This is a genomic window from Nocardia thailandica NBRC 100428 (genome assembly GCF_000308795.1).
Lineage (GTDB): Bacteria > Actinomycetota > Actinomycetes > Mycobacteriales > Mycobacteriaceae > Nocardia > Nocardia thailandica.
Genome location: NZ_BAGK01000180.1, coordinates 1 through 23,546, shown reverse-complemented (window position 1 = coordinate 23,546; position 23,546 = coordinate 1). Strand labels below are relative to the sequence as shown.

The 23,546-nt window shown below is 73.0% G+C and carries 24 protein-coding genes; 14 read left to right on the top strand and 10 right to left on the bottom strand.

The annotated features are described in order from the left end of the window. Positions 1 to 102 precede the first annotated feature (102 nt). On the top strand, positions 103 to 1,674 hold the full coding sequence (locus tag ON36_RS32885; protein WP_085999652.1) for a serine/threonine-protein kinase: 1,572 nt from the start codon (positions 103 to 105) through the stop codon (positions 1,672 to 1,674). A gap of 11 nt (positions 1,675 to 1,685) precedes the next feature. Next, a complete protein-coding gene (locus tag ON36_RS32880) occupies positions 1,686 to 2,177 on the top strand; it encodes a hypothetical protein (protein WP_052314141.1) in 492 nt (163 codons plus the stop codon). Between the two features lie 12 nt (positions 2,178 to 2,189). On the opposite strand, the gene ON36_RS19360 is transcribed toward ON36_RS32880, so the two are convergent. After that, complete coding sequence (locus ON36_RS19360) at positions 2,190 to 3,047, bottom strand: LysR family transcriptional regulator (protein WP_043655449.1); 858 nt, start codon at positions 3,045 to 3,047, stop codon at positions 2,190 to 2,192. Between the two features lie 144 nt (positions 3,048 to 3,191). Between ON36_RS19360 and ON36_RS19355 the strand changes: the two genes are divergently transcribed. Beyond that, on the top strand, positions 3,192 to 4,466 hold the full coding sequence (locus tag ON36_RS19355; protein WP_052314140.1) for an NAD(P)/FAD-dependent oxidoreductase: 1,275 nt from the start codon (positions 3,192 to 3,194) through the stop codon (positions 4,464 to 4,466). Positions 4,467 to 4,518: 52 nt separating this feature from the next. Here the strand turns inward: ON36_RS19355 and ON36_RS19350 are convergent, their stop codons facing one another. After that, on the bottom strand, positions 4,519 to 4,734 hold the full coding sequence (locus ON36_RS19350; protein ID WP_043655420.1) for a hypothetical protein: 216 nt from the start codon (positions 4,732 to 4,734) through the stop codon (positions 4,519 to 4,521). Positions 4,735 to 5,002: 268 nt separating this feature from the next. Between ON36_RS19350 and ON36_RS19345 the strand changes: the two genes are divergently transcribed. Together ON36_RS19345 and ON36_RS36665 are read left to right on the top strand one after the other, a co-directional pair. Beyond that, entirely contained in the window at positions 5,003 to 5,827 is an 825-nt protein-coding gene (locus tag ON36_RS19345; RefSeq protein WP_043655417.1) for a GNAT family N-acetyltransferase, read from the top strand. 5 nt (positions 5,828 to 5,832) lie between these two features. Beyond that, positions 5,833 to 6,762: a lysophospholipid acyltransferase family protein gene (locus ON36_RS36665; RefSeq protein ID WP_043655414.1), complete on the top strand. Its 930-nt coding sequence runs from the start codon at positions 5,833 to 5,835 to the stop codon at positions 6,760 to 6,762. Positions 6,763 to 6,824: 62 nt separating this feature from the next. Here ON36_RS36665 and ON36_RS19335 read toward each other — a convergent pair whose 3' ends face one another. Next, positions 6,825 to 7,913 carry a DUF389 domain-containing protein gene (locus ON36_RS19335; protein WP_245558133.1) on the bottom strand — a complete coding sequence of 363 codons (1,089 nt, stop codon included), beginning with the start codon at positions 7,911 to 7,913 and terminating at the stop codon, positions 6,825 to 6,827. A 74-nt stretch (positions 7,914 to 7,987) separates the two neighbouring features. Here ON36_RS19335 and ON36_RS19330 point away from each other — a divergent pair, with 74 nt between their 5' ends. The 4 genes from ON36_RS19330 (at position 7,988) to ligA (ending at position 13,692) form a co-directional block, all read left to right on the top strand. Continuing rightward, a complete protein-coding gene (locus tag ON36_RS19330) occupies positions 7,988 to 9,214 on the top strand; it encodes a cysteine desulfurase family protein (protein WP_043655412.1) in 1,227 nt (408 codons plus the stop codon). A 1-nt stretch (position 9,215) separates the two neighbouring features. Further along, positions 9,216 to 10,310 (top strand): tRNA 2-thiouridine(34) synthase MnmA, encoded by a 1,095-nt coding sequence (mnmA, locus tag ON36_RS19325; protein ID WP_043655410.1) that lies wholly within the window; start codon positions 9,216 to 9,218, stop codon positions 10,308 to 10,310. 162 nt (positions 10,311 to 10,472) lie between these two features. After that, positions 10,473 to 11,477 (top strand): methionine synthase, encoded by a 1,005-nt coding sequence (locus tag ON36_RS19320; RefSeq protein ID WP_043655444.1) that lies wholly within the window; start codon positions 10,473 to 10,475, stop codon positions 11,475 to 11,477. Positions 11,478 to 11,598: 121 nt separating this feature from the next. Further along, the gene (ligA, locus tag ON36_RS19315; RefSeq protein ID WP_043655442.1) at positions 11,599 to 13,692 is read left to right on the top strand and encodes an NAD-dependent DNA ligase LigA; all 2,094 of its coding nucleotides are present in this window, start codon (positions 11,599 to 11,601) and stop codon (positions 13,690 to 13,692) included. Between the two features lie 31 nt (positions 13,693 to 13,723). Here the strand turns inward: ligA and ON36_RS19310 are convergent, their stop codons facing one another. The 4 genes from ON36_RS19310 to ON36_RS19295 form a co-directional block, all read right to left on the bottom strand. Beyond that, positions 13,724 to 15,064: an MFS transporter gene (locus ON36_RS19310; RefSeq protein ID WP_083885237.1), complete on the bottom strand. Its 1,341-nt coding sequence runs from the start codon at positions 15,062 to 15,064 to the stop codon at positions 13,724 to 13,726. Beyond that, positions 15,061 to 16,098, bottom strand: coding sequence for a PLP-dependent cysteine synthase family protein (locus tag ON36_RS19305; protein ID WP_043655438.1), 1,038 nt, complete (start codon positions 16,096 to 16,098; stop codon positions 15,061 to 15,063). Before ON36_RS19305 ends, ON36_RS19310 begins: the two co-directional genes overlap by 4 nt. Before the next feature lie 154 nt (positions 16,099 to 16,252). Further along, positions 16,253 to 16,792 carry a hypothetical protein gene (locus tag ON36_RS32875; RefSeq protein ID WP_052314138.1) on the bottom strand — a complete coding sequence of 180 codons (540 nt, stop codon included), beginning with the start codon at positions 16,790 to 16,792 and terminating at the stop codon, positions 16,253 to 16,255. Positions 16,793 to 16,980: 188 nt separating this feature from the next. Further along, positions 16,981 to 17,331 carry a hypothetical protein gene (locus tag ON36_RS19295; protein ID WP_157224946.1) on the bottom strand — a complete coding sequence of 117 codons (351 nt, stop codon included), beginning with the start codon at positions 17,329 to 17,331 and terminating at the stop codon, positions 16,981 to 16,983. A 206-nt stretch (positions 17,332 to 17,537) separates the two neighbouring features. Between ON36_RS19295 and ON36_RS19290 the strand changes: the two genes are divergently transcribed. Genes ON36_RS19290 through ON36_RS19280 form a run of 3 tightly spaced genes read left to right on the top strand, consistent with a single transcriptional unit; the run spans position 17,538 to position 19,659 of the window. Further along, positions 17,538 to 18,749 (top strand): AAA family ATPase, encoded by a 1,212-nt coding sequence (locus ON36_RS19290; RefSeq protein WP_043655431.1) that lies wholly within the window; start codon positions 17,538 to 17,540, stop codon positions 18,747 to 18,749. A gap of 27 nt (positions 18,750 to 18,776) precedes the next feature. Continuing rightward, complete coding sequence (locus ON36_RS19285; RefSeq protein ID WP_245558132.1) at positions 18,777 to 19,124, top strand: hypothetical protein; 348 nt, start codon at positions 18,777 to 18,779, stop codon at positions 19,122 to 19,124. 25 nt (positions 19,125 to 19,149) lie between these two features. Beyond that, the gene (locus ON36_RS19280) at positions 19,150 to 19,659 is read left to right on the top strand and encodes a GNAT family N-acetyltransferase (RefSeq protein WP_083885235.1); all 510 of its coding nucleotides are present in this window, start codon (positions 19,150 to 19,152) and stop codon (positions 19,657 to 19,659) included. Here ON36_RS19280 and ON36_RS19275 read toward each other — a convergent pair. Further along, positions 19,656 to 20,306, bottom strand: a complete 651-nt coding sequence (locus ON36_RS19275) for an ACT domain-containing protein (protein ID WP_043655402.1) — start codon at positions 20,304 to 20,306, stop codon at positions 19,656 to 19,658. The two genes, ON36_RS19280 and ON36_RS19275, sit on opposite strands and share 4 nt — an antisense overlap. A 236-nt stretch (positions 20,307 to 20,542) precedes the next feature. Between ON36_RS19275 and gatC the strand changes: the two genes are divergently transcribed. Both gatC and gatA read left to right on the top strand, forming a co-directional pair. Continuing rightward, on the top strand, positions 20,543 to 20,842 hold the full coding sequence (gatC, locus tag ON36_RS19270; RefSeq protein WP_043655400.1) for an Asp-tRNA(Asn)/Glu-tRNA(Gln) amidotransferase subunit GatC: 300 nt from the start codon (positions 20,543 to 20,545) through the stop codon (positions 20,840 to 20,842). Next, positions 20,839 to 22,326 (top strand): Asp-tRNA(Asn)/Glu-tRNA(Gln) amidotransferase subunit GatA, encoded by a 1,488-nt coding sequence (gatA, locus tag ON36_RS19265; RefSeq protein WP_043655398.1) that lies wholly within the window; start codon positions 20,839 to 20,841, stop codon positions 22,324 to 22,326. Before gatC ends, gatA begins: the two co-directional genes overlap by 4 nt. Before the next feature lie 64 nt (positions 22,327 to 22,390). Here gatA and ON36_RS19260 read toward each other — a convergent pair whose 3' ends face one another. Together ON36_RS19260 and ON36_RS19255 are read right to left on the bottom strand one after the other, a co-directional pair. After that, positions 22,391 to 22,837: an SRPBCC domain-containing protein gene (locus tag ON36_RS19260; RefSeq protein WP_043655396.1), complete on the bottom strand. Its 447-nt coding sequence runs from the start codon at positions 22,835 to 22,837 to the stop codon at positions 22,391 to 22,393. 20 nt (positions 22,838 to 22,857) lie between these two features. Continuing rightward, positions 22,858 to 23,546 (bottom strand): hypothetical protein (locus tag ON36_RS19255; RefSeq protein WP_052314137.1); only part of this gene is annotated, 689 nt, incomplete at its 5' end.

The window sequence follows — 23,546 nt, the reverse complement described above, 5'->3', positions numbered from 1 at the left end:
CCGCGCCCGCGACGCGGGCTCGGTAGCCTGGTGCCCGGGGGTTAGGATCGGCCGTACCGGTGGCGCAGGTGCGGTGACCGCGTGATCGAGAGGGAGCGGGACATGCTCGGGGTGGGAGCGACGTTCGCCGGATACCGGCTGGAGCGGCAGCTCGGCCAGGGCGGCATGGGGACGGTCTACCTGGCCCGGCATCCCCGCCTGCCGCGCAGCGTCGCGCTCAAGTTGCTCAACCGCGAGGTGTGCGCCGACGCCGAGTTGCAGCGCCGGTTCGAGCAGGAGGCCGACCTCGTCTCCCAGCTCGACCACCCCGGCATCGTCGACGTCTACGACCGGGGCACCGAGGACGGGCACCTCTGGATCGCCATGCAGTACGTGCGGGGCACGGACGCCAATTCCTGGGACGCGCGGGCGAATCCGCCCGCCACCACGGCCCGGCTCCTCGGCCAGACCGCCGCCGCCCTCGAATACGCGCACCACCGCAGCGTGCTGCACCGCGACGTGAAACCGGCCAACATCCTCGTCACCGATCTCGACGGTGCGAGCGGGCCGCGCGCGGTCCTCACCGATTTCGGCATCGCCCGCCTGACCACCGCCGACACCCGGCTCACGATGACGGGCACCTTCACCGCCACCATCGCCTACGCCTCCCCGGAACAGCTGTCCGGCACCGACGTCGACCACCGGGGCGACCAGTACTCCCTGGCCTGCACCTTCTTCGCGCTCATGGCGGGCCGGTCACCGTACGCCTCGGCCAATCCCGGCCAGGTCGTCGTCGGTCACCTCTCCCAGCCGGTGCCGCGCCTGACCGACCTGCGCCGCGACCTGCCGCCCGCCGTCGACACGGTCCTGGCCCGCGCCATGGCCAAGCACCGCGACGAACGCTATGCCGGCTGTGTCGAATTCACCGACGAACTGCGGCGCGTGCTCGAGGGCGGGCATGTCGCCGCGCCGCTGACGCCGGCCGCCGGGTACGCGCGGCCCGGGACCGTCCCCGACGCTTCCCGGCCCACCCCGGCCGGGGGACACCTCCGGCAGGCGCCGGTGCCGGGCCGTCCCCAGCCGACGCCCGCCCAGGGTTTCGGCCTGCCGGTCCACGCCCAGGGTTTCGCGCACCCGGCCCCCGTCGCGCAGGCAACATCCGGTCCGCCGCCGTCGATACCCGGTGCGGCCCAGCCGATCCCCTTCGCCGCGCCGTATCCGGGCTACACCCCTTACCCGCACGTCGCCCCCGGCCGCACGCCGAGCGCGGCGACCGCGATGTTCGCCGCGGTCACCATCCTGCTGTGGGGACTGGCGATCGGCGCCTTCGAGATCTACGGCGCGATCGAGACCGCCCGGATCGCGGGCGATCCGACGAAATCCGACGAGCTGCCCGGTTCGATCGTCGCCCTCGTGGTGCTCACGGTCGCGTTCGCGGTGAGCGTCTTCGGCGGCGGTCTGCTGCTCGCGGGCCGCACCACCGGCCGCGTCCTCACCGCCCTCGCCGCGCTGGCGCCGCTGCTGCTGTCCGTCGTCGGCGTCATCGGCGTCGCCGTGGACGGCACCCTGCTCAGCGCGCTGCTCGCCCTCGTCCCGGCGTTCCTGCTGGCCCTGGCCGTCCTGGTCTGCGCCTGCCACCCCGCCACCGGCCGCTGGATCGCCAACCGCCGCGCGCGGCGGCTCCACTACCGATAGGCCGACCCACCATGGCCGACGATGTCACGACGCTCCTGTGGATCGGCGCGCACCACCGCGCCCGGTTCTCCGACGACGCCCTTCGCGACCGCGACCGCCTCGCCGACGCCGCGAAATCCGGTGACTGGCAGGCGGTCTGCGCGGGCGTCGTCGACGGCCCGGCTGGTCCGACGGTCAACGATGTGCGGATCGGCGGCCGGTCACATTTCGCGCCTCTGCATCATGCCGCCCGGCTCGGGGCACCGCCCGAGGCGGTCCGGGGTCTCCTCGATGCCGGCGCCTGGCGCACGCTGACCACCGCCGACCAGCAGACGCCGCTGCTGGAACGCGAGCGCGCCCGCCTGTGGTGCCCGATCCCCGGCATGTACGGCGGCTTCTCCATCACCTTCGCCCCCGACGCCGACGAACTCGACGTCCGGAGTTCCCGCCGGGTGGTCGGTGGTTCGGGGCAGGTGCACCGGATCCGCCCGGACGGCTACGAACTCGTCGGCCGCTACGCGTAGCCGCGACCGGCGTCAGCGCTGGTGCAGTCCGTCCAGCAGCGTGCGGACGATCGCGTTCTGCCGCGCGTCCTCGCGCAGCACGGCCGAGACCGGGATGCGCAGCCGGTGCTCGGCGAGCTCGAGGGTCAGCAGGCCCTCGGTGGAGCTGCCCGCGTAGAGGACGGTCCAGGCGTCGGGGCGGTTGAGCAGCTCCATGGTGGCGGTGTGGTCCGGGGGGATGGGTGGGCCGAAGGTGGGGCCCGCGGGGACGTCGGCGAAGGCGGTGCGGATGACCGTGTGCAGCAGCACCTGTTCCTGCTCGGGCGGCAGGAGCAGGGGATAGGCGCTGAGATCGGCGAGGGTGACGGTGCCGCGACCGGCCAGCGGGTGGCCGCTCGAGATCGCGATCACCAGGTCTTCCACCCACAGCTGTTCCACCGCGAGGCCGGGCTGTTCGACGCTGCCGCGGATCAGCGCGAGGTCGCAGTCGCCGTCGGCGACGGCGGTGACGCGCTGGCGGAACGGTTTGATGACGTACTCGATCTCCGCCTCCGGATGGGCGGCCCGCGCGGCGGCGATGGCGGTCAGCGAACGCGCGGCGAAGGACATGTTGGCCGCGAGCCGGATGCGGGGGCCGCTGGTGCGCACGGCGGCGCGAATGGCCGACTCCAGGCTGAGCATCTGCTTGGCCAGCGGCAGCAGCCGTAGGGTGGCGTCGGTGGGCACGACGGCCCGGGTGGTGCGTTCGAACAGCTGCGCGCCGAGGTCGCGTTCCAGCCGCGCGATCTGGTGACTGATCGCCGACTGGGAGATGAAGCAGCGGCTCGCGGCCCGGCTGAAGCTCAGTTCCTCGCACACCGCGACGAAGTACGCAAGCTGACGGAGTTCCACGCTGACCTCCATTTATCAGTTATGCAGATAAGAGTCATCTTCATTATGCGCCCAGGCGGGGGAAACGTTTCCATTCCGGATCGCGTTTACTCATTAACAGGGGACACAATCCCACTCAGGTACCCGATCTTGGAGCGCACGATCATGGAACACACGGACGTCGTCATCGTCGGCTCGGGCTTCGGCGGACTCGCCGCGGCCAAGCAGCTGGCCAAGTCGAACATCGACTTCGTGCTGATCTCGAGCACGCCGGAACACCTGTTCCAGCCGCTGCTCTATCAGGTCGCCACCGGCGTCCTGGCTTCCGAGGAGATCGCCCCGCCGATCGCCGAGGTGTTGCGCAACCACCGCACCGCCCGGGTCCGCCTCGGCAAGGTCACCGCCGTCGACGCCGACAACGCGGTGCTTACCTACGAGACCGCCGAGGGCCCGCAACAGATCCGCTACGCCTCGCTCATCGCCGCGACGGGGGCGAGCCAGTCGTACTTCGGCCGCGACGACTTCGCCGACAAGACCTACTCGCTCAAGACGATCGACGACGCCGAGCGCCTGCGCGCCCGCATCGCCGACGTCTTCGCCCAGGCCGAGAACGCCGACGAGGCCACCCGCCGCAAGCTGCTGAGCTTCGTCGTGGTCGGCGCGGGCGCCACCGGGGTCGAGGTCGCGGGCCAGATCAAGGAACTCGCCAAGCGCCACTTCCACCTGCCGGTCTCGGTGACCCTGGTCGAGGGCGCGGGCGCGGTGCTTCCGCCGTTCGGCGGCGGGCTCTCGGAATACGCGAAGAAGTCGCTGACCGGCTCGGGCGTCGAGGTCCTGCTCGGCACCTTCGTCACCGACATCGAAGAGGGCAAGGTCACCGTCAAGGACTCCGACGGCATGGAGCGCCGCATCGCGGCCGAGACCGTGGTGTGGTCGGCGGGCGTGCAGGCGGGCGGTTTCGCCACCGTGCTGGCCGAGGCCACCGGCGCCCCGACCGACCGCGCGGGACGCATCCTCGTCAACCCCGACCTCACCGTCGGCGGGCACGCCGACATCTTCGCCATCGGCGACATGACCTCGCTCAACGGCTACCCCGGCCAGTCGCCCGTGGCCATGCAGGAGGGCAGGCACGCCGCCGACATCATCCGGGGCAAGAAGCCCGCGGGCACCCCCTTCACCTACTGGGACAAGGGCAGCATGGCGGTCATCAGCCGCTTCAGCGCGGTGGTGAAGCTCAACGAGCGCGTCACCTTCCGCGGCACGATCGCCTGGGCGATGTGGCTGGCGGTGCACCTGATGTATCTGGTCGGCTTCCGTAACCGCTTCGCCGCGGTCGCCTCGTGGTTGGTCGCCTTCGTCGGCACCGGCCGCCCCGGCTTCGCCGAGATGCGCAAGGAGGCGGACGCCCCGCGCCGCGAATCGTTGTCGCGCGCAGCCTGATCCCTCCACCGGCGAGGGCGAACCGGAACGCTCCGGTTCGCCCTCGTCGTGCTCACAGGCAGTGCGCGGGCGGGGCGGGGCTCCAGCTGCCGATACAACCCGCGGCGATGTAGGCAAGCAGGTCGATGACGGCCGAGCCGGTCTGGAGGACGACCGGCTCCGCGGCGGCGGGCGGCCGCGCGGGGGCCGGGGCGTCGGCCGCGGCGATGCCCGCGGACGCGGCGCCGAGGGCGACGGCGGCGGCGGTGACGGCGATGAAACGTTTCACGGGGTACCTCTCGAACGGGCGCCGGGAAGCGGCGCGGGGCAAGCGTACGGACGAACAGTCGTGTTCGGAGACGATTCGGCCCCTTCGGTCGCGGGCGCGCCACGGCCCGCTTCCCGGGGTCGTGTCGACGGGAAACCCGCAGGTCGGAGAACTTCTCGCGGCCGGTTGGTGAACGCCCGGTGTGACCGATGTCTCGTTCACCGAACGGCCCTCGCGCCGACACTTCGCGGTCAGCCCGATGCCAGTTCGGACTGGCTTCATCGGCAGTATGGCTGTTACGTCAGTACTGTCGACGCCGTCGCGCTCGACGGACACAGGGGTGGAGAAGGCGCAGTACTCGCTGGTGGTGGCCTCCGACGCCGAACACCGTGAGGCCGCGCAGCGGCTGCGCTACCAGGTCTTCGCCAACGAACCCGGATTCGACATCCCCGACGACGGAACCGGCCGCGACGCCGACCGTTTCGACGAGTTCTGCGACCACCTGCTGGTCCGGGACGAGTTCACCGAACAGTTCGTCGGCTGCTACCGGATGCTCCCGCCGGACAAGGTCGCCGCGGCGGGCGGGTACTACACCGCCACCGAATTCGACCTGACCCGGCTCGATCCCGCCGGCCACCGCATCGTCGAGATGGGCCGGGCCTGCGTGGTTCCCGACCACCGCAACGGCTCGGTGCTGACCCTCATGTGGGCCGGCATCCTGCACTACATCCAGCTCACCGGCTACGACTGGGTGATGGGCTGCGTCTCGGTGCCGATGCGCGACACCCCCGCCGACCCGCCCGGCGTGAACGTGCGCGGCGTGCGCGACCTGCTGCTCGGCCGCCACGCCTGCGATCCCGAACGTCGTGTGCGCCCGTACAACCCGGTCGTCGTCGAGGGCCGCACCCTCGACGAGCTGACCCCGCCGAGCCGGCCCAAGCTGCCGCCGCTGCTGCGCGGTTACCTGCGCCTCGGCGCCGAGATCTGCGGCGAGCCCGCGCACGACCCGGACTTCGGGGTCGCCGACTTCGTCGCCCTGCTCGGCCTGGAGACCATCAACACGCGTTACCTGGAGCGGCTGCAGAGCGCGGCCGCCAATTTCGACGGGAAGTAACTCTCATGGTGTTCGACGCGCCGCCCGCCACCGCCACCGCCCACCCGTGGATGCCGTCGAGCCCCTGCGGGTGCGGCTGCCTCACCGACATCGACCAGGTCTCGCCCGCCGTCGCGGTGGCCCGCGCGGCCGGGATCGCCGGACTCCTGGTGAGCTACCCCGCCTTCCACGTCCTCACCCCGCGCGCCCGGCGCGGCGCGGTCCAGCGCCGGTACGCCCGCGCGGTGCTGAGCTGCCTCGGCATGCGGCTGCGCGTCGTGGACAAGCGCGTCGTCCCCGGCCGCGGCTACGCCGAACCCGACACCGGGGTGCTGGTCGTCGCCGGGCACATCGGCTGGATCGACGTGGTCGCCATGGCCGGAGTGCAGCCGCTCGGGTTCGTCGCCCGCGCCGACCTGATCGACTGGCCCGTGCTGGGCCGGCTGGCCGCGGCCATGCGGGTCATCCCGATCGACCGCGAGAAGCTGCGCCAGCTACCCGGGGTGGTCGCGCAGGTCGCCGACCGGCTCGCCGCGGGCGAACGCGTCGCCGCCTTCCCCGAGGGCACCACGTGGTGCGGGCGCGCCTACGGCCGCATGCGCCCGGCCATGTTCCAGGCCGCCGTCGACGCCCGCGTCCCCGTGCAGCCCGTGCGGGTCCGCTACCTCGACGCCGACGGCGCCCAGTCCACGGTCGGCGGCTTCGTCGGCGAGGACTCCTTCGGCGACTCGGTCAAGCGGCTGCTGCTGGCCAAGGGCCTCGTCGCCGAGATCACCCTGGCCCCCGTCGAGCACTCCGACACCGACCGCCACACCCTGGCCGAGCGCTGCGAACAGGCCATCCGCGGCACCGACCGCACGGGCCGCGCCGCCGCCCGCGCCGGCTGGATCGCCGCCGCCCACACCCGGGTCCAGGATCCGGGCCTGGTCGAGGCGACGGCGCCCGCCCACCCTTGATCGGGGCTGTGCTCGCGGGTAACCGCGGACCGGGTCTCTTCGGTCGCGTGGTCTCGCGCGGCCTACCGCTGCCGTCGCAGGAGCAGCAGGACCGCCACACCGGCGAGCACGATGCCGACGAGGTTGACGCCGAGCTGGACGAGCGAGCTCGATACGACACTCCACTTCCCCGCGATCGCGGCGACGACGGCCAGGCCGGCCGCGGGGACGGTGGTGACCGAGATGAACACCCCGACCAGGACCGTGGAGGAGTAGGTGACCATGGCGAGCATCCCGGCCGCACCCGCCAGCAACGCCACGATCGCGGAGAACGGCCCGACCTGGTAGATGAAGTCGAAAGCACGGGCGTTCTCGACATCGTCGGTACCGATCCAGCCGAGACGGACCCAGAGCAGCGTGGCCAGCGCGGTGACCGCCATCGCGATCGGGAACGAGACGGCCAGAGTTTGAGCCGAGGTCCGCACGAGCGCGGTATCGCGCCGCACCAGTCCCACGGCGAGCGCTGACAGCGGCCGGAATTCGGGTCCGACCACCATCGCACCGACCAGGGTCAACGGGGACGCGGTCGCAACACCGACCGCCGAAAGCAGGAACGCGATCGTGAGGAAGATCAGCATCGTAGGTGTGAGCCGGGCGTGCTCACGTGCCTGGCCCAGCAACTGCGCCCATACCACGGCGCCGTCCGAGGAGCCCGCCGCCGTCGCACCGGCGCGCCTGCCCGCCTCGGACAGCACGGTTCCCGCCGGCCCGAAAGCGACAGCGCCGCTGTCGACCAGGTCGAGTTCCTCGAGCGCGGCCAGGATGTGGTCGGCGTGGCCACGCGCGACATAGGCCGCGATCAGGTCACCGGGCGGATCGACCGAGGCGTCGCGGGCGAGCGTCACGTGGACGGCCCCGGAATCGGCGGCCAGCGTCTCCAGCACCTGCGCGGTCTTGTTGCTGGGCGAGATGACGCTCAGGTGCAGCACGGCGTGGCCTTCCTCCGGCGGGCGACGGATGAGTAGCACCCCGGCCGGCTCATTTCCGGCAATCGTAACAATCGCGCCTCGGTCGGTGCCGATTCCCGCGGCCCGCGAAGCACGCACTGTCCGCTCCGCCGGCGCCGACCCGGGAATGCCGGGGCCGCCCTCGCCGTTGTCGATCGCGTGCACATCGGTCGAAAGTCGTAGAAGGTGGGGACGCCCCGAAGATGCCCAGGTCAACGGTCGTATAGGCTTAGTCGGTCATGAAGTCGGCTTCCCCGGGTCCGGTCAGCGGTGCGCCCAAGACGGTCTACCTCGATCATGCGGCCACCACGGCGATGGTGCCTGCCGCTGTCGAGGCGATGACGGCTGCGCTGATCCAGGTCGGGAACGCGTCGTCGCTGCACGGGTCGGGGCGCGCGGCGCGCAGGCGGCTCGAGGAGTCGCGCGAGTCGATCGCCGCCGATCTGGGCGGGCGGCCCTCGGAGGTGGTGTTCACCTCCGGCGGGACCGAGAGCGACAACCTCGCGCTCAAGGGCATCTTCTGGGCGCGCCGGGACGCCGATCCGCGCCGCACCCGCATCGTCACCAGCGCGGTCGAGCACCACGCGGTGATCGACGCGGTGGAGTGGCTGGAGAAGCACGAGGGCGCGCAGGTCACCTGGCTGCCGGTCGACGCGGACGGGCTGGTGTCGCCGCGGGCGCTGCGCGAGGTGCTGGCCGACCACGGCGACGAGGTCGCCCTGGTGAGCGTCATGTGGGCCAACAACGAGGTCGGCACCATCCAGCCGATCGCCGAATTGACCGCCGTCGCCGCCGAATTCGACATCCCGGTGCACAGCGACGCGGTGCAGGCCGCCGGTCAGCTGCGGCTCGACTTCGACGCCTCGGGGCTGGCCGCGATGAGCGTGGCCGGGCACAAGATCGGCGGACCGCACGGGAGCGGCGTGCTGCTGGTCGGCAGGCAGGTGCCGTGCGTGCCGCTGCTGCACGGGGGCGGGCACGAGCGGGAGCTGCGATCGGGCACCTCGGATGTGGCCGCCGCGGTGGGCCTCGCCGCCGCGTTGCGCGCGGTGACCACCGACCTGGACGCCTACGCGGCCGGGCTGCGCGACCTGCGCGACGAGCTGATCGAGGCGGTGTGGTCGGTCGCGCCGGACGCGGTCCTCAACGGCCCGGCGGGCGACGGCAGGCTGCCGGGCAACGCCCACTTCACCTTCCCCGGCTGCGAAGGCGATTCGCTGCTGATGCTGCTGGACGCGGCCGGGATCGAATGCTCGACCGGTTCGGCGTGCACGGCCGGGGTCGCCTCGCCGTCGCACGTGCTGATCGCCATGGGGGTCGAGCCCTGGCAGGCCCGCGGTTCGCTGCGGTTCTCCCTGGGGCACACCTCCACCCGGGCCGATGTCGCGGCACTGCGGGACGCGCTGCCGCAAATTCTCGAACGTGCCAGGGCCGCGGGCCTGGCCGGCGCCAAGGGAGGTGCGTGACATGCGAGTACTCGCCGCCATGAGCGGTGGTGTCGATTCGGCGGTGGCCGCGGCGCGGGCCGTGGACGCGGGCCACGAGGTGGTCGGCGTGCACCTGGCGCTGTCGGCCAACCCGGGCACCCTGCGCACCGGCTCGCGGGGCTGCTGCTCGAAGGAGGACGCCGGGGACGCGCGCCGCGCCGCCGACGTGCTCGGGATCCCGTTCTACGTCTGGGATTTCGCCGACCGGTTCAAGGAAGACGTGATCGACGACTTCGTCGCGGCCTACGCGGCGGGGGAGACCCCGAACCCGTGCCTGCGCTGCAACGAGAAGATCAAGTTCTCCGCGCTGGCCGACCGCGCCGCCGCGCTCGGCTTCGACGCCGTGGTCACCGGCCACTACGCGCGCCTCGAGGACGGCGTCCTGCGCCGCGCGGTCGACGCCGACAAGGACCAGTCCTACGTGCTGGCCGTGCTCACCGCCGGGCAGCTGGCCCGCGCGATGTTCCCGGTCGGCGACACTCCCAAGCCGCGGATCCGCGCCGAGGCCGCCGAGCGCGGCCTCGCCGTGGCGAACAAGCCCGACAGCCACGACATCTGCTTCATCCCCTCCGGCGACACCCGCGCGTTCCTCGGCGCGAAGATCGGCGTCCGGCCCGGCGCGCTGGTCGACACCGACGGCACGGTGCTGGGCGATCACGACGGCGTGCACGGTTTCACCATCGGGCAGCGCAAGGGCCTCGGCCTGACGACGCCCGCCGCCGACGGCAAGCCCCGCTACGTCACCGGCATCGATCCCGACTCGGGCACGGTCCGCGTCGGCTCCATCGACGAGCTGGCCGTCGACACGATCACCGCCGACCGCGCGATCTGGACCTCGGGCCGGACCCCGGGCGAGCCCGTCGAGTGCATCGTGCAGGTCCGGGCGCACGGCGGCACCGCCCCCGCGATCGCCGAGCCCGACGGCGCGGGCCTGGTCGTGCGGCTGAAGGAGCCGCTGACCGGCGTCGCCAAGGGCCAGGCGGTGGTGCTGTACCGGCCCGACGCCGACGGTGACGTCGTGATCGGCAGCGGAACCATCAGCGGCACCGCCCGCGCGGTGCCCGCCGACGCCTGAGCGGGCACCCGTGGCCGGACCCGCCGACCCGGAACTGCCCGGCCGACGCCGGATCGAACCCAGTGGAGAGGCACCGAACACGTGACCCTGTGGCGGAGCGAGGGCGGCGCGGAGGCGAGCCCGGAACCTGCTGTCCCGGACCGTGATCCGCTCGCGGGCGGGGTGGCGACGGGGATCGGTTCCTGGCCGGGCACCGATCCGCGCGAGGCCGCGAACACGATCCTCGGGGAACTGCCGGGGCTGCCGCATCTGGTCGAACTCCCCGCCCGTGGCGTCGGCGCGGACATGATCGGACGGTGCTCGGCACTGCTCGTCGACATGCGGTTCGACTCGACCACGCGCGGTTATCGCCTGGCCGCGCGTCCGGGCGCGGTGTCGCGGCGGGCGCGGGACCTGCTGCGCGAGGATCTCGACGCGCTCGAGGAGGTCTGGGAGACCGCCGGACTGGCCGGTTCCGGCCATCCGCTCAAGATCCAGGCCGCGGGGCCGCTGACCCTGGCTGCGGAGGCCGAGCTGCCCAACGGGCACCGGATCCTCACCGATCACGGCGCGCTGCGCGATCTCTCGGAGTCCCTCGCCGAGGGCATCGCCCGTCACGTCGCCGAGCTGCGCAGGCGGCTGGGTGCCACGCTCGTCGTCCAGCTCGACGAACCCCGGCTCACCGACGTGCTCACCGGCGCGCTCACGGGTCCCAGCGTGCTGAACACCGTGCGCGCCAAGCCCGAACCCGAGGCGCTGGCCGTGCTCGACGCCGTCATCGAGGCGCAGGACGCCCCGGTGGTCCTGCACAGCTGCGCCGCGCGCCCGGCGCTGACGACCCTGCGCCGCACCGCCGCCGCGGCGATCGCCGTCGACGTCGCCACCCTGCGCACCGAGGACCTCGACCCGCTCGGCGAAACCCTGGACGCCGGCACACGGCTGATCCTCGGCCTCGTCCCCACCGAGCCGCCGCCCGGGCAGCTCACCTGGCGTGCCGCCGCCGAACCCGGTGCGCGCCTGGTCGATCGGCTCGGCTTCCCCCGGCGCACCCTGGGCAGCTCGGTCCTGGTCTCCCCGGCCTGCGGCCTGGCGACGGCGCCCGCGGCCTGGGCGCGCACGGCGCTGTCCCTGACCGCCGACGTCGCGCGGGCCTACACCGAGGAACCGGAGTCCCTCGCCGCCGGGTGATCGCCGGGCCGGACCGGCGGCGAAAACACAGCGCGACGTGCGCCGACGGGTGGGCGGGGATGTCGGGGCCCTCGGTTAGGGTCGGGGGGTGAGTGACAGTGAGGACGTCGTCGAGAACCCGGTGGCCGAGGACGCCGCGAGCGGTGCGCAGCGCGTGGCCTGGCAGCAGCTGGCCGACGAGGTGCGCGAGCATCAGTTCCGCTACTACGTGCGGGACGCGCCGACGATCTCCGACGCCGAGTTCGACCAGCTGCTGCGCCGGTTGCAGCAGCTCGAGGACGAGCATCCGGACCTGCGGACCCCGGATTCGCCGACCCAGCTGGTCGGCGGCGGTTTCGCCACCGACTTCACCGCGGTCGACCATCTCGAGCGGATGTTGTCGCTGGACAACGTCTTCGACTTCGACGAGCTGCGCGCCTGGGCCGCGCGGGTCGAGGCCGAGGCAGGCGCGGACCTGCGCTACCTGTGCGAGCTGAAGGTCGACGGCGTCGCGCTGAACCTGGTGTACGAGAACGGCAGGCTGGTGCGCGGCGCCACCCGCGGCGACGGGCGGACCGGCGAGGACGTCACCCTCAACGCCCGCACGATCGCCGACATCCCCGCCGAACTCACCCCGACCGACGAGTTCCCGGTCCCGGCCCTGCTGGAGGTGCGTGGCGAGGTGTACTTCCGCCTCGCCGACTTCGAGACGCTCAACGCCGCCATCGTCGCCGAGGGCAAACCGGCGTACGCGAACCCGCGCAACACCGCCGCGGGCTCGCTGCGGCAGAAGGATCCCTCGATCACCGCGCGGCGCAATCTGCGGATGATCTGCCACGGGGTCGGCCGCATCGAAGGCTTCGCGCCGGACAGCCAGCACGAGGTCTACCGCGCGCTGGCGGCCTGGGGGCTGCCTGTCTCGGAGTACACCGTCCAGGTGCGCGGCGTGGACGCGGTGATCGACCGGATCACCTACTGGGGCGAGCACCGCCACGACATCGCCTACGAGATGGACGGCCAGGTCGTCAAGATCGACGAGCTGGCGCTGCAACGCAGGCTCGGTGCCACCTCGCGCGCCCCGCGCTGGGCGATCGCCTACAAGTACCCGCCGGAGGAGGCGGTCACCCGGCTGCTCGACATCGCGGTCAATGTCGGGCGCACCGGCCGGGTGACGCCCTTCGCGGTGATGGAACCGGTCGCCATCGCCGGCTCGACCGTCGCCATGGCCACCCTGCACAACGCCTCGGAGGTCCAGCGCAAGGGCGTGCTCATCGGTGACCTGGTCACCATCCGCAAGGCCGGTGACGTCATCCCCGAGGTGCTCGGTCCGGTCGCCGATGCCCGCACCGGCGCCGAGCGCGCGTTCGTCATGCCGACGCACTGCCCCGAATGCGCCACGGCGCTCGCCCCGGAGAAGGAGGGCGACGCCGACATCCGCTGCCCCAACCAGCGGCACTGCCCGGCCCAGCTGCGCGAACGCGTCTTCCATCTGGCGGGCCGCGGCGCGTTCGACATCGAGGCCCTCGGCGACAAGGCCGCCGAAGCCCTGCTGCGCGGCGGCGCCATCGTCGACGAGGGCGACCTGTTCGACCTGGACGAGGCGAAGCTGCTCGCCGTCCCGCTGTTCACCAACCAGCGGGGCGAGCTGACCCAGAACGGGCACCGCCTGCTGGAGAACCTGCGCACGGTCCGGAACAGGCCGCTGTGGCGGGTACTGGTCGCGCTGTCCATCCGCCACGTCGGGCCGACCGCGGCCCGCGCGCTGGCCGCCGAGTTCGGCAGTCTCGACCGCATCGCCGCGGCGTCGGTCGAGGAACTGGCGGGGACCGACGGCGTCGGCCCGACCATCGCCGCGGCGGTCACCGAGTGGTTCGCCGTCGACTGGCATCGCACCATCGTCGAGAAGTGGCGGGCCGCGGGCGTGCGCATGGAGGACGAGCGCGACGAGTCCGTCGAGCGCACGCTCGAGGGTCTGTCCATCGTCGTCACCGGCTCCCTGCGGGATTTCACCCGCGACGGCGCCAAGGAGGCGATCCTGATCCGCGGCGGCAAGGCGGCGGGGTCGGTGTCGAAGAAGACCGCCTTCGTCGTGATCGGCGACGCACCGGGGTCCAAGGCCGCCAAGGCCGAGGAGCTGGGCGTCCCCCTGCTCGACGAGGACGCCTTCCGCCTGCTGCTGGCCGAGGGCCCGGACGCGGTCCGGTCCCCGGCCGAGGACGAGACCGGCGCGGACTGACCCGGCCCGGCCGGCCGCGGCGATGCCTTGGTCAGCGGCGGCCCGCGCCCGCGCGCACGGCCGGGAGCGGCACGGTCGGCGGGTCGTCGGCCGTGGCGCCGGTGAGCACCGGCAGGACGTCGGTGCGCTCGGTGTCGGGGCTCGCGTCCGGCGGCGGGGCGGTGGTGTCGAGGCGGTGCAGCGCGACGGCGGCGACGCCGCCGATGCCCGCCAGCCCGGCCCAGACCGCCCAGTCGAGGCCCGCGTCGCGCGCGGCGCCGAGGACGGCGCCCGTGGCGAGGTTGCCCGCGAGGATGCCGACACCGACGACCGTGTTGTAGAAGCCGTAGTGGGTGGCGACCAGCCTGCCGCCCGCGAGCGTCACCACCGTGTCCATCTCGAAGGGGAAGACCGCCGCGGTGCCGACGGCCAGCAGTGCGGTGGCCAGCAGCAGCGCGGTCACGGCCGCGGCGGTGCCGAACAGCCCCGGCGTCGGCACGAGCACGAGGGGCAGGAAGGCCACGGCGAGGGTGACCATGCCCGCGACCAGGCTGCGGCCCGCGCCCCACCGGTCCCGCAGCCAGGCGGTGATCCGGAGCTGCCCCGCGACCGCGACCACGCCGGAGACCACGAACAGCGCCGACACGAGCGGCTGCGCGCGCTCGCCCGCGAGGAACTCCGCGTGCAGCGGCAGCGCCAGATACACCTGGAACGAGAGCACATAGGAGCCGGTCATGGCCGCCGCGAACGCGAGGAAGCGGCGGTTGGCGACCACGGAGCGCCAGTCGTCGAGCACCGAGGACGGTTCCTCGGGCCGGTCGCCCCGTTTCGGGGGAAGGGCGAACAACTGGGCCAGGGTCAGGCCGGCGAACACCGTGGCCGCCGCGGCCGCGGTCACCCGGAAATCCAGGGCGAGCAACGCCAGTCCGACGAGCGGACCCGCCAGCATGCCCGCCTGATAGAACATGTTGAACAGGGCGAACGCCTCCACCCGCCGTGGCCCGGCGTCGGCGGCGAGATAGGCGCGCACCGCCGGGTTGAACAGCGCCCCGGCGAAACCGGTGGCGGCCGAGGCGATCAGCATCGCGGGCAGCGAGTCCGCGACGACCAGCAGCCCGAATCCCGCCGTGCGCAACAGGCATCCGGCCACGATCAGCGGTTTGTAGCCGAGGCGGTCGGCGAGGGTGCCGCCCAGCAGGAACATGCCCTGCTGGGAGAAGTTGCGCACGCCGAGCACCAGCCCGACCGCCCACGCGGCCAGGCCGAGCGGTCCCGCGAGGTAGCCGGCCAGGTACGGCATCAGCATGTAGAAGCCGAGGTTGATGCCGAACTGGTTGATCATGAGCAGCCGCGCGGGCAGGTCGAAGGCGCGGAAGGTGGTCAGCGCGGTCATGCGAGGCCCTCCCGCGCGGGCCGCTCGACGGTCGCGCAGCGCGTCCAGCGCCGCACCACCCGATCGCCCGCGCGCTCGACGACATCCGGGTCGGCGGCGGGGGTCACGTCCAGCAGGCCGTTGGCCCGGCAGTAGTCGTCGTTGTAGACGGTGTCGAAATAGCGGTGCGGCCCGTCGGGGAAGACGGCGGCGATCCGGGTGCCCGGCGCGGCGGTGCGCGCCGCCCAGCCCGCGACCAGCGCGACCGCCCCGACGCTCCATCCGCCGGTGGCGTGGTGGGTGGCCGCCAGGGTGCGGCAGGCCCACACCGCCTCGCCGGGCGCCACCCAGTGCACCTCGTCGAAGGCGGCGTAGTCGACATTGGCGGGCAGGATCGAGGACCCGAGCCCGCGCATGAGCCGCGGCCCGGCGGGCTGGCCGAAGATGGTGGAGGCGACGGTGTCGACGCCGATCAGCCGCATGCCGGGATGGTGGCGCCGCAGCACCCGGGCCACGCCTGCGGAGTGCCCGCCGGTGCCGACCGCGCACACCAGGACGTCCACCCCGCCGAGCTGGTCGAGGAGTTCGTCGGCGAGCGAGGTGTAGCCGTCGACGTTGTCGGGGTTGCCGTACTGGTCGGGGCACCAGGCGCCGGGGTCCTCGGCCAGCAGCCGGGCGACACGGTCGCGGCGGGCCTGCTGCCAGCCGCCGTCGGGGTGGGGTTCGTCGACGAGGTCGACGGTGGCGCCGTAGGCGGCGAGCATCTGCGCGACGATGGGCTCGAGGCCGGGGTCGGTCACCACCGTCACCGGGTGCCCGTACACCAGCCCGGCCAGCGCCAGGCCGAGACCCAGGGTGCCGCTGGTGGATTCGATGATCCGCGCGCCCGGCCGCAGGTCGCCGCGCTCGCGCGCGCGGGCGACCATGTGCAGGGCGGGGCGGTCCTTCATCCCGCCGGGGTTGAATCCTTCGAGCTTGGCCCAGAATCCGCGTCCGGGCGCGGCCAGGGGCTCGGAGATCCACAGCACGGGCGTGTTGCCGACGAGCCCGTGCAGGCCACCGGCCGCGTGCCGGGCGGGGCGTTCCTTGACGAGCAGAACCTTGGTCACGACGAGTCTTCTCTCTGTACCGGCGTCCGTATCCCACGGCACGCCACGACGATTCGGTCGCGGACGCCGGCCCGGGTGGTCCCGGTCCGGCGCGCGACGATCACCGTCGGGCGATACAGACGAGCGTGAGCAGATCCCGGCCGCGCCGGGCGAAGGGGATCGGCGGCCCCCGCACCCCGGCGCCGCGGCCTCGTGTGCCCGCGGCGGCGAAGCAGGCGAGCAGGACGGCGCCGAGCATCAGCAGCAGGGAGGGGAAGGGCGCCGCGGCGGGCGCGACGGCCTTCAGCAGCACGTGGCCGGCGTGGCGGGCGCAGTGTTCGAGCGGGGGCACCGTGCTGCGGGCCGGTGCCGACGCGGCCGGGGCCGACACCGCGGGCGCGGCGTCCGGCAGGAGGCCGACCGAGTGTCGGGGCGCCGCCGGAGCGCCGAGGGCGACGGGCGCGGCGAGCGGCGGGGAGTGGTCGGGCGCGCCGAACCCGGTCGCGCCGTGATGCCCCGCGCCGGACTCGTGGCGCAGCACGGTGCAGTCCAGCACCGGCCCGAGGACGAGGAGGGCGGCGGCCAGCAGGGCGAGGAACACGGCGCCGCGGCGGGGTGACGCGGGAAGCACACGGCGGGAGCGGGCCCACACCGGGTTCATCGCGTGCACCTCCTCGGACGGCTGTCGACGGCAACCCGGCCGAGCCTACCCCCGGGGGGAATGCGCGCCGCGAATCCGGCGGGCGCGCGGGCCGATCCGTCGCGGCGGCACGCGGCGTTCGCGCTGGTCCGCGAGACGGATCGGGCCCGGCGTGACCGGCATCACGTCGGGCCCGAGGCGCGGGGTCCTCAGCTCGGGGCGACCGTCACCGAGATCGACTTCTGGATGCGCAGGTCGAAGGTGGCGCAGCGGCCGTCGTAGATCTCGACGTCGCGGTTGTACTTCTTGCTGGTCGCGGTGAACTGGATCGTGACGTTCGTGCCCGACATCGAGCACACCTTCGACACGGGAACGGCGTCGTAGGTCACCGAACCCGCGCCCTGACAGGAGTTGGTCGCGTCCCCGAGGAACACCCGCGCGGTACCGTTCGGGCACGGATCGGCCAGCGCGGCAGGCGCGCTCACCAGTGCCGCGGGCACCAGCGCTCCCGCCGACATCGCCGCGACCACAAGACCCCGGGTCACTCCACGTACCGCCATCGCACCGTCCTCATCGCTTCGCTGGAGTCGCGGCCTGCGTGACCGCGGTGTCAGCATCGTAATGGCAGCCCGCCGGGTGCGCCGGGCGTGCGCGACATCCCCACCCCCGCCCTCCTCGCGCGCGCCGCGCCACGGATGTGCTTGGCTGGACCCGGCGCATCGCTCCGGCGGTGCGCCGGAGTTGTCGGGTCGACGAGAGTATGGCGATGCTGCGCAGTTTCCAGGTGACCAATCATCGATCGCTGGCGCAGGGGCAGCAGCTGCGCTCCAGCCGAGGGGCGGGCGGCCCCGTCTCCGTGCCGGTGACCGCGGTGCACGGGCCCGCGGCGTCGGGCAAGACCAGCCTGATCGACGCGCTGGCGCACATGCGCGACGCGGTCCTGCACTCGGTGAGCGGATGGGACCCCTACGCGGGCCCGGTGCGCAGGCCTCACCTGGGCTACGCCGACCAGCCGAGCGAATTCGTCGCCGCCTTCGTCGCCGAGGGCGTGCCCTACACCTACGGATTCCGGCTGGACAACGCCGACGTGGTCGCCGAGTGGCTGTATACGCACCCCCGTTCGCGCAAGCGGATCGTGTTCGAGCGCCACGGCGATCAGGTCAAGGTCGGCCCGATGTTCGAGGCCGCCCGCTACGGGGTGAGCGCGCTGGTTCCGCTGGTGCGGCCCAACGCGCTGCTGCTGAGCCTGGCCGGGCAGCTCTACGCCGAGGCGCTGGTGCCCGCCTACCGCTGGTTCGCGGGCAGGCTGCACGTGCTGCAGGGGCCGGCCGACCTCGCCGGCGTCGCGCACGAACTGGGCAGCCACATCTCCCGTTCGGCCGACAACGCCGCCCGCCTGCTCATGCTGCTGCGCACGGCCGACCTCGGTATCACCGATCTGCTGGTGGCCGAACACGATCCGCTCTACGCCGACTACCTGCGCGACCTGGACGCCGAGATCGCCTCGGTCACCGCGCAGCTCGACCACGGCGGCGCCGAGGTGCCCGCCGTGCTGCTGAAGCGCGAGCGCGACAACCTGCGCTCGGCGCGCGACGCCCTCTACGGCCGCATGGTCTCCCGGCGCGGCGCGGGGATCGGCGTGGTGCACGACGGCATCGACGTGGCCTTCGAGCTGTCGGACGAGTCCGCGGCCACCGTCACCCTGCTGCGGCTGCTGCCCGCGATGCTCGACGCGCTCGACGAGGGCCGGGTGCTGGCGGTCGACGACATCGGCGCGGGCCTGCCGGTCGAGGAGACCGACCGCCTGGTGCAGCTGTTCCAGAACCCCGAGACCAATGCCCATGGCGCGCAGCTGATCTTCACCACCGCCGACCGCTCCCTCATCGACCGCGGCAACGGCCGCTCCCAGCGCACCCGGTCTGCGGTGTGGCAGGTGCGCCGGACCGCCGAGGGCGTGAGCGTGCTCACCCCGCGCTAGGCCCCGCCCCTGACATAGCATGGCCGCGTGCTCGAGGTGTTCATGCTGGTGGTCATGGTCGTGGTGGTCGGCGTCGGGGCGGTGTCGCTGCTCGGGCGGGCCCGCGCCACCGGCGCGTCCCAGGGGCTCGAGTACGGGGCGCTGCGGGTCACGGGGGTGAGCCCGCGCCCGGCCATGGAGGGCGAGCACTACGTCACCCTCACCGGCACCGTGCACGGGCCGACCGTGGCGGGGGAGGTCGTCTACCGGCGCTTCGCCTGGGACGCGCGCCAGTGGCCCAGCGTGGGCGAGCAGCTCACCGTCCTGTACCCGTCCGGCAAGCCCGGCCGCTGGCAGGTCGTGCACCCGGGCCTGCGGCCCTACCTCGGTTCCTGACCGTCCCGGGTGACACCATGGACGGGTGGACACCGGTAACGACACCCGCGGTGTGCTCGTCCGCGCCGCGTCCCCCGAGGAATACGACGAGATCTCCGAACTGACCGTCAAGGTCTACGTCGGGGAGGGCTACGTGCCGCCCGACGACCCCTACGTGCGCGAACTCGCCGACGTGGCCCATCGCGGCGCCGCCGCCGAGGTCCTGGTCGCGGTGCACCAGGGCGCGGTCGTCGGCTCGCTGACCGTCGCGCCGCCGGGCAACCCGTACGCCGAGATCGCCCGCGAGGGCGAACTGGAGTTCCGGATGCTGGCCGTCTCCGCCCAGGCGCGCGGGCTCGGCGCGGGCACGGCGCTGGTCACGGCGGTGCTGGAGCAGGCCGTGGGGCAGGGGTACGCGGCGGTGGTGCTGACCACCTCGCCGAGCATGCGCGACGCCCGCCGCATCTACGACCGGTTCGGTTTCGTGCCTGTGCCGCAACGGGACTGGTACACCGACGACGGCATGCTGCTGACCGTGCTGCGGCGCGAACTCTAGGTGAGGACCTGGGCGACGATCCCGGCCAGGTAGCCGAGCCGGGCGACCTCCGAGGGCCGGAAGTCGGGCCCGCCGGGACGGCCGAGCAGCAGCGACTTGCCGGTGTTGCCGAGCGGGGCCGCGGCCAGCTTGGTGTCCATGTCGCGCCAGATCTCGGGGACCCAGTCGGCCTCGCCGTCCAGCGCCGTCGGTTTCTCGAGCGGCATCCACGGCGCCGAACCCGCCTGCGTCTCAGGGGCGCTCGGGCTGCCGACGACCCGGTAGGCGCCGCCGGGGCCGATCCCGATGATGGTCGACCAGCCGACGCGCAACACGCGCGGCACGCCGTCGACGAGGACCTGCAACCGGTCGTCGCGGGCGCTGGCGACCTGGTCGATGAGCTCGAGTTCGCGATGGGTGTCGAGTAGGCCCGAGTACGGCCGGATCGAGTCGACGGCCACGTCGGCGATCGACTCGGCGGCGGTGATGAGCGTGTCGGGCAGTGCGCCGGTGGGGAATTCGACCACCAGGTCGTCGATCGCGAATCCGGCGCCGCGCTCGACCACGTCGAGCGACAGGATGTCCGCGCCGACCGAACCGAGGGCGAGTGCGAGAGCGCCGAGGCTTCCCGGGCGATCCGGAAGTTGCACGCGGAGCAGGTATGACACGTGCGTTCCTTTCCATAGCTGCCGGGGCCGTCGAGATCGGATACCCGCCTCACGCAATACTTACACCCCGGCACGCCGGTTATCGACTCGAAGTATGACCGGTTCGGGTCACGAGCGGGAACTCATCGCGGGGAGGATGCGGTCGGATCGTGATACGAGGCCCTCGCTAGGCTGTGCGATGTCTGCTGTCCGCGGCTCGTGCGGACGGCCCCACCGACGCCGAAAGGGGTTCCGCGGTGCCCGCCATCTCCCGCGACGAGGTTGCACACCTCGCCCGGCTGTCCCGGCTCGCGCTGACCGACGCCGAACTGGACCAGTTCGCCGGCCAGCTGGACTCGATCCTCAGCCACGTGCGGACCATCTCCGAGGTCGCCGCCGCGGACGTGCCCACCACCGGATCGCCGAATCCGGCGGTCAACGTGACCCGGCCCGACGTCGTCGCGCCCGGCCTGACCCCCGAGCAGGCCCTCGACCAGGCCCCCGCCGTCGAGGAACAGCGCTTCCTCGTCCCGCAGATCCTGGGAGAGGGCGAATGAGTGAGCTGACCCGGCTCTCGGCCGCCGACCTCGCCGAGAAGATCCACGCCCGCGAGGTCTCCTCCACCGAGGTGACCGAGGCGCACCTGGACCGCATCGCGCAGGTCGACGGGCAGATCAACGCCTTCCTGCACGTCGCGCGGGACGAGGCGCTGGCCGCCGCCGCGGTGGTCGACGCCGCGCTGGCCGCCGGCGAGACCCCGGCCTCGCCGCTGGCGGGCGTGCCGCTGGCGCTCAAGGACGTGCTGGTCACCACCGACATGCCGACCACCGCCGCCTCCAAGATCCTGGAGGGCTGGCGCTCGCCCTACGACGCGACCGTCACCTCCCGGCTGCGCGCGGCGGGCATCCCGATCCTGGGCAAGACCAACATGGACGAATTCGCGATGGGCTCGTCCACCGAGAACTCGGCCTACGGGCCCACCCGCAACCCCTGGGACACCACCCGCATCCCCGGCGGTTCCGGCGGCGGCTCGGCCGCGGCGCTGGCCTCCTACCAGGCGCCGCTGGCCATCGGCACCGACACCGGCGGTTCGATCCGCCAGCCCGCCGCGGTCACCGCGACCGTGGGCACCAAGCCCACCTACGGCACGGTCTCGCGCTACGGCCTGATCGCCTGCGCCTCCTCGCTCGACCAGGTCGGCCCCTGCGGCCGGACCGTGCTCGACACCGCCCTGCTGCACGAGGTCATCGCCGGGCACGACCCGCGCGACTCCACGTCCCGCGACGTGCCGGTGCCCGCCCTCGTCGAGGCGGCTCGGCTCGGCGCGCAGGGCGACCTGCGCGGGGTGAAGGTCGGCGTGGTCAGGGAACTGCACTCCGACAGCTACCAGCCCGGCGTGCTCGCCTCCTTCGACGCGGCGGTCGCCGTGCTGAAGGAGCTCGGCGCCGAGGTGATCGAGGTGTCGTGCCCGAGCTTCGAGTACGCGCTGTCCTCGTACTACCTGGTGATGCCCTCGGAGGTGTCGTCCAACCTGGCCCGCTTCGACGCCATGCGCTACGGCCTGCGCGCCGGGGACGACGGCAGCCACAGCGCCGACCAGGTGATGTCGCTGACCCGCGAGGCCGGGTTCGGCGCGGAGGTCAAGCGCCGCATCATCATCGGCACCTACGCGCTCTCGGCCGGGTACTACGACGCCTACTACGGCCAGGCGCTCAAGGTCCGCACCACGATCGCCCGCGACTTCGACGCCGCCTACGAGCAGGTCGACGTGCTGGTCTCGCCGACCAGCCCGTTCACCCCGTGGAAGCTGGGCGAGAAGGTGGACGACCCGCTGGCGATGTACCTGTCGGACCTGTGCACCCTGCCGACCAACCTGGCGGGGCACTGCGGCATGTCGGTGCCCTCGGGGCTGTCCGCCGACGACAACCTGCCCGTCGGCCTGCAGATCATGGCGCCCGCGCTGGCCGACGACCGGCTCTACCGGGTCGGCGCCGCCTACGAGGCCGCCCGCGGCGACCTGCCGTCGGCGCCCGCGCTGTAGCCGCCGCGTACGCGAACGGGGCGCTCCGGGCCGGAAAGGCCGGGGGCGCCCCGTTTCTCGTGGCTCACTCGCCCGCGGCGAGCTTCTCGGCGCGGGGCCCGACGGCCGCGGTCATGGCGCCGAAACCGGCGCGCAGGTGCTTGCCGAGGGCGGCGGAGACGACGGGGGACAGCCAGCCGGCGAGGGTGAAGCGGGACTCGTAGCGGGTGCGGGTCGGCGACAGGGCCGTCACGGTGTGCGAGCGGCGGCTGTGCAGGGTGCCCAGCGGCACCGGCTTCATCGTGTAGGAGAACTCGGTGCCCGGGGTGTGGGTGCTGATGAACTCGCGCTGCTCGCGCGTGTTGCCACCCAGGTGGACGACCATGTCGATCGGCGCGCCCGGGACCAGGGTGCTGTGGCATTCGGGGACGAAGGGGTTCCACTCGCCGTAGCGGTCGAAGTCGGTGAGCACCCGCCACACGATGTCGGCGGGGGCGTCGATCTCGACGGTGGCGTCGATGACAAGGGCCATGCCCGCCAAACTAGAACACGTTACAGGGCTTGGGCAAGGCGGAGCCTGGTCAGCCTCCGCGCGCGCATCCGCTTGCGGCCCGCGTCGACGATCACCGCCGAGGCCGCGGTCACCGCGAACAGGCCGAGCACCGTCCTCGCCAGCGGCCACAGATTCGGCGGATCGGTCGCGTCGGTCTCGGCGAAGACGTTCTCGACCACCGGCGGGCCGTACTCCTGGCGGCGCGAGTTCACGTCGACGGCGGTGAAGGCGATGTCGGCCATCATCGAGCAGCGGGCGCGGGAGAAATCCTCGCCCCGGCGCTCGCAGGCGGCGTGCATCCGGCGGTCGAGGGCCGAGTCCACCGCGCGGCGCGCCCACGGGCCCAGCGGCGCGCCCTGCCAGTCGGCGTAACGCAGCATGTCGTAGCCGAGATCGTGCGCCTTGCACGCCGCGTCGAACTCGCCGGGCAGGGTGACCGGGGAGGAGCAGTCGCCGTCCGGGTCGACCAGCAGACCCTCCTGGACGACGGCGGTGTAGCCGAAGCGGGACCGGAAATCGGCGGGGATGAGCGCGGCGGCGTCCGGATCGTCGTCGGCCAGCGCCCGCACCACCGCGGCGGCGCCGGGATCCTCGGGGGCGCCCGGCGTCGTGCCGAGCGCGCCGGGCGCGGACATGACGACCGCGGCGGCCATGGCGAGCCCCGCGGTGCACACGGCGACACCACTGC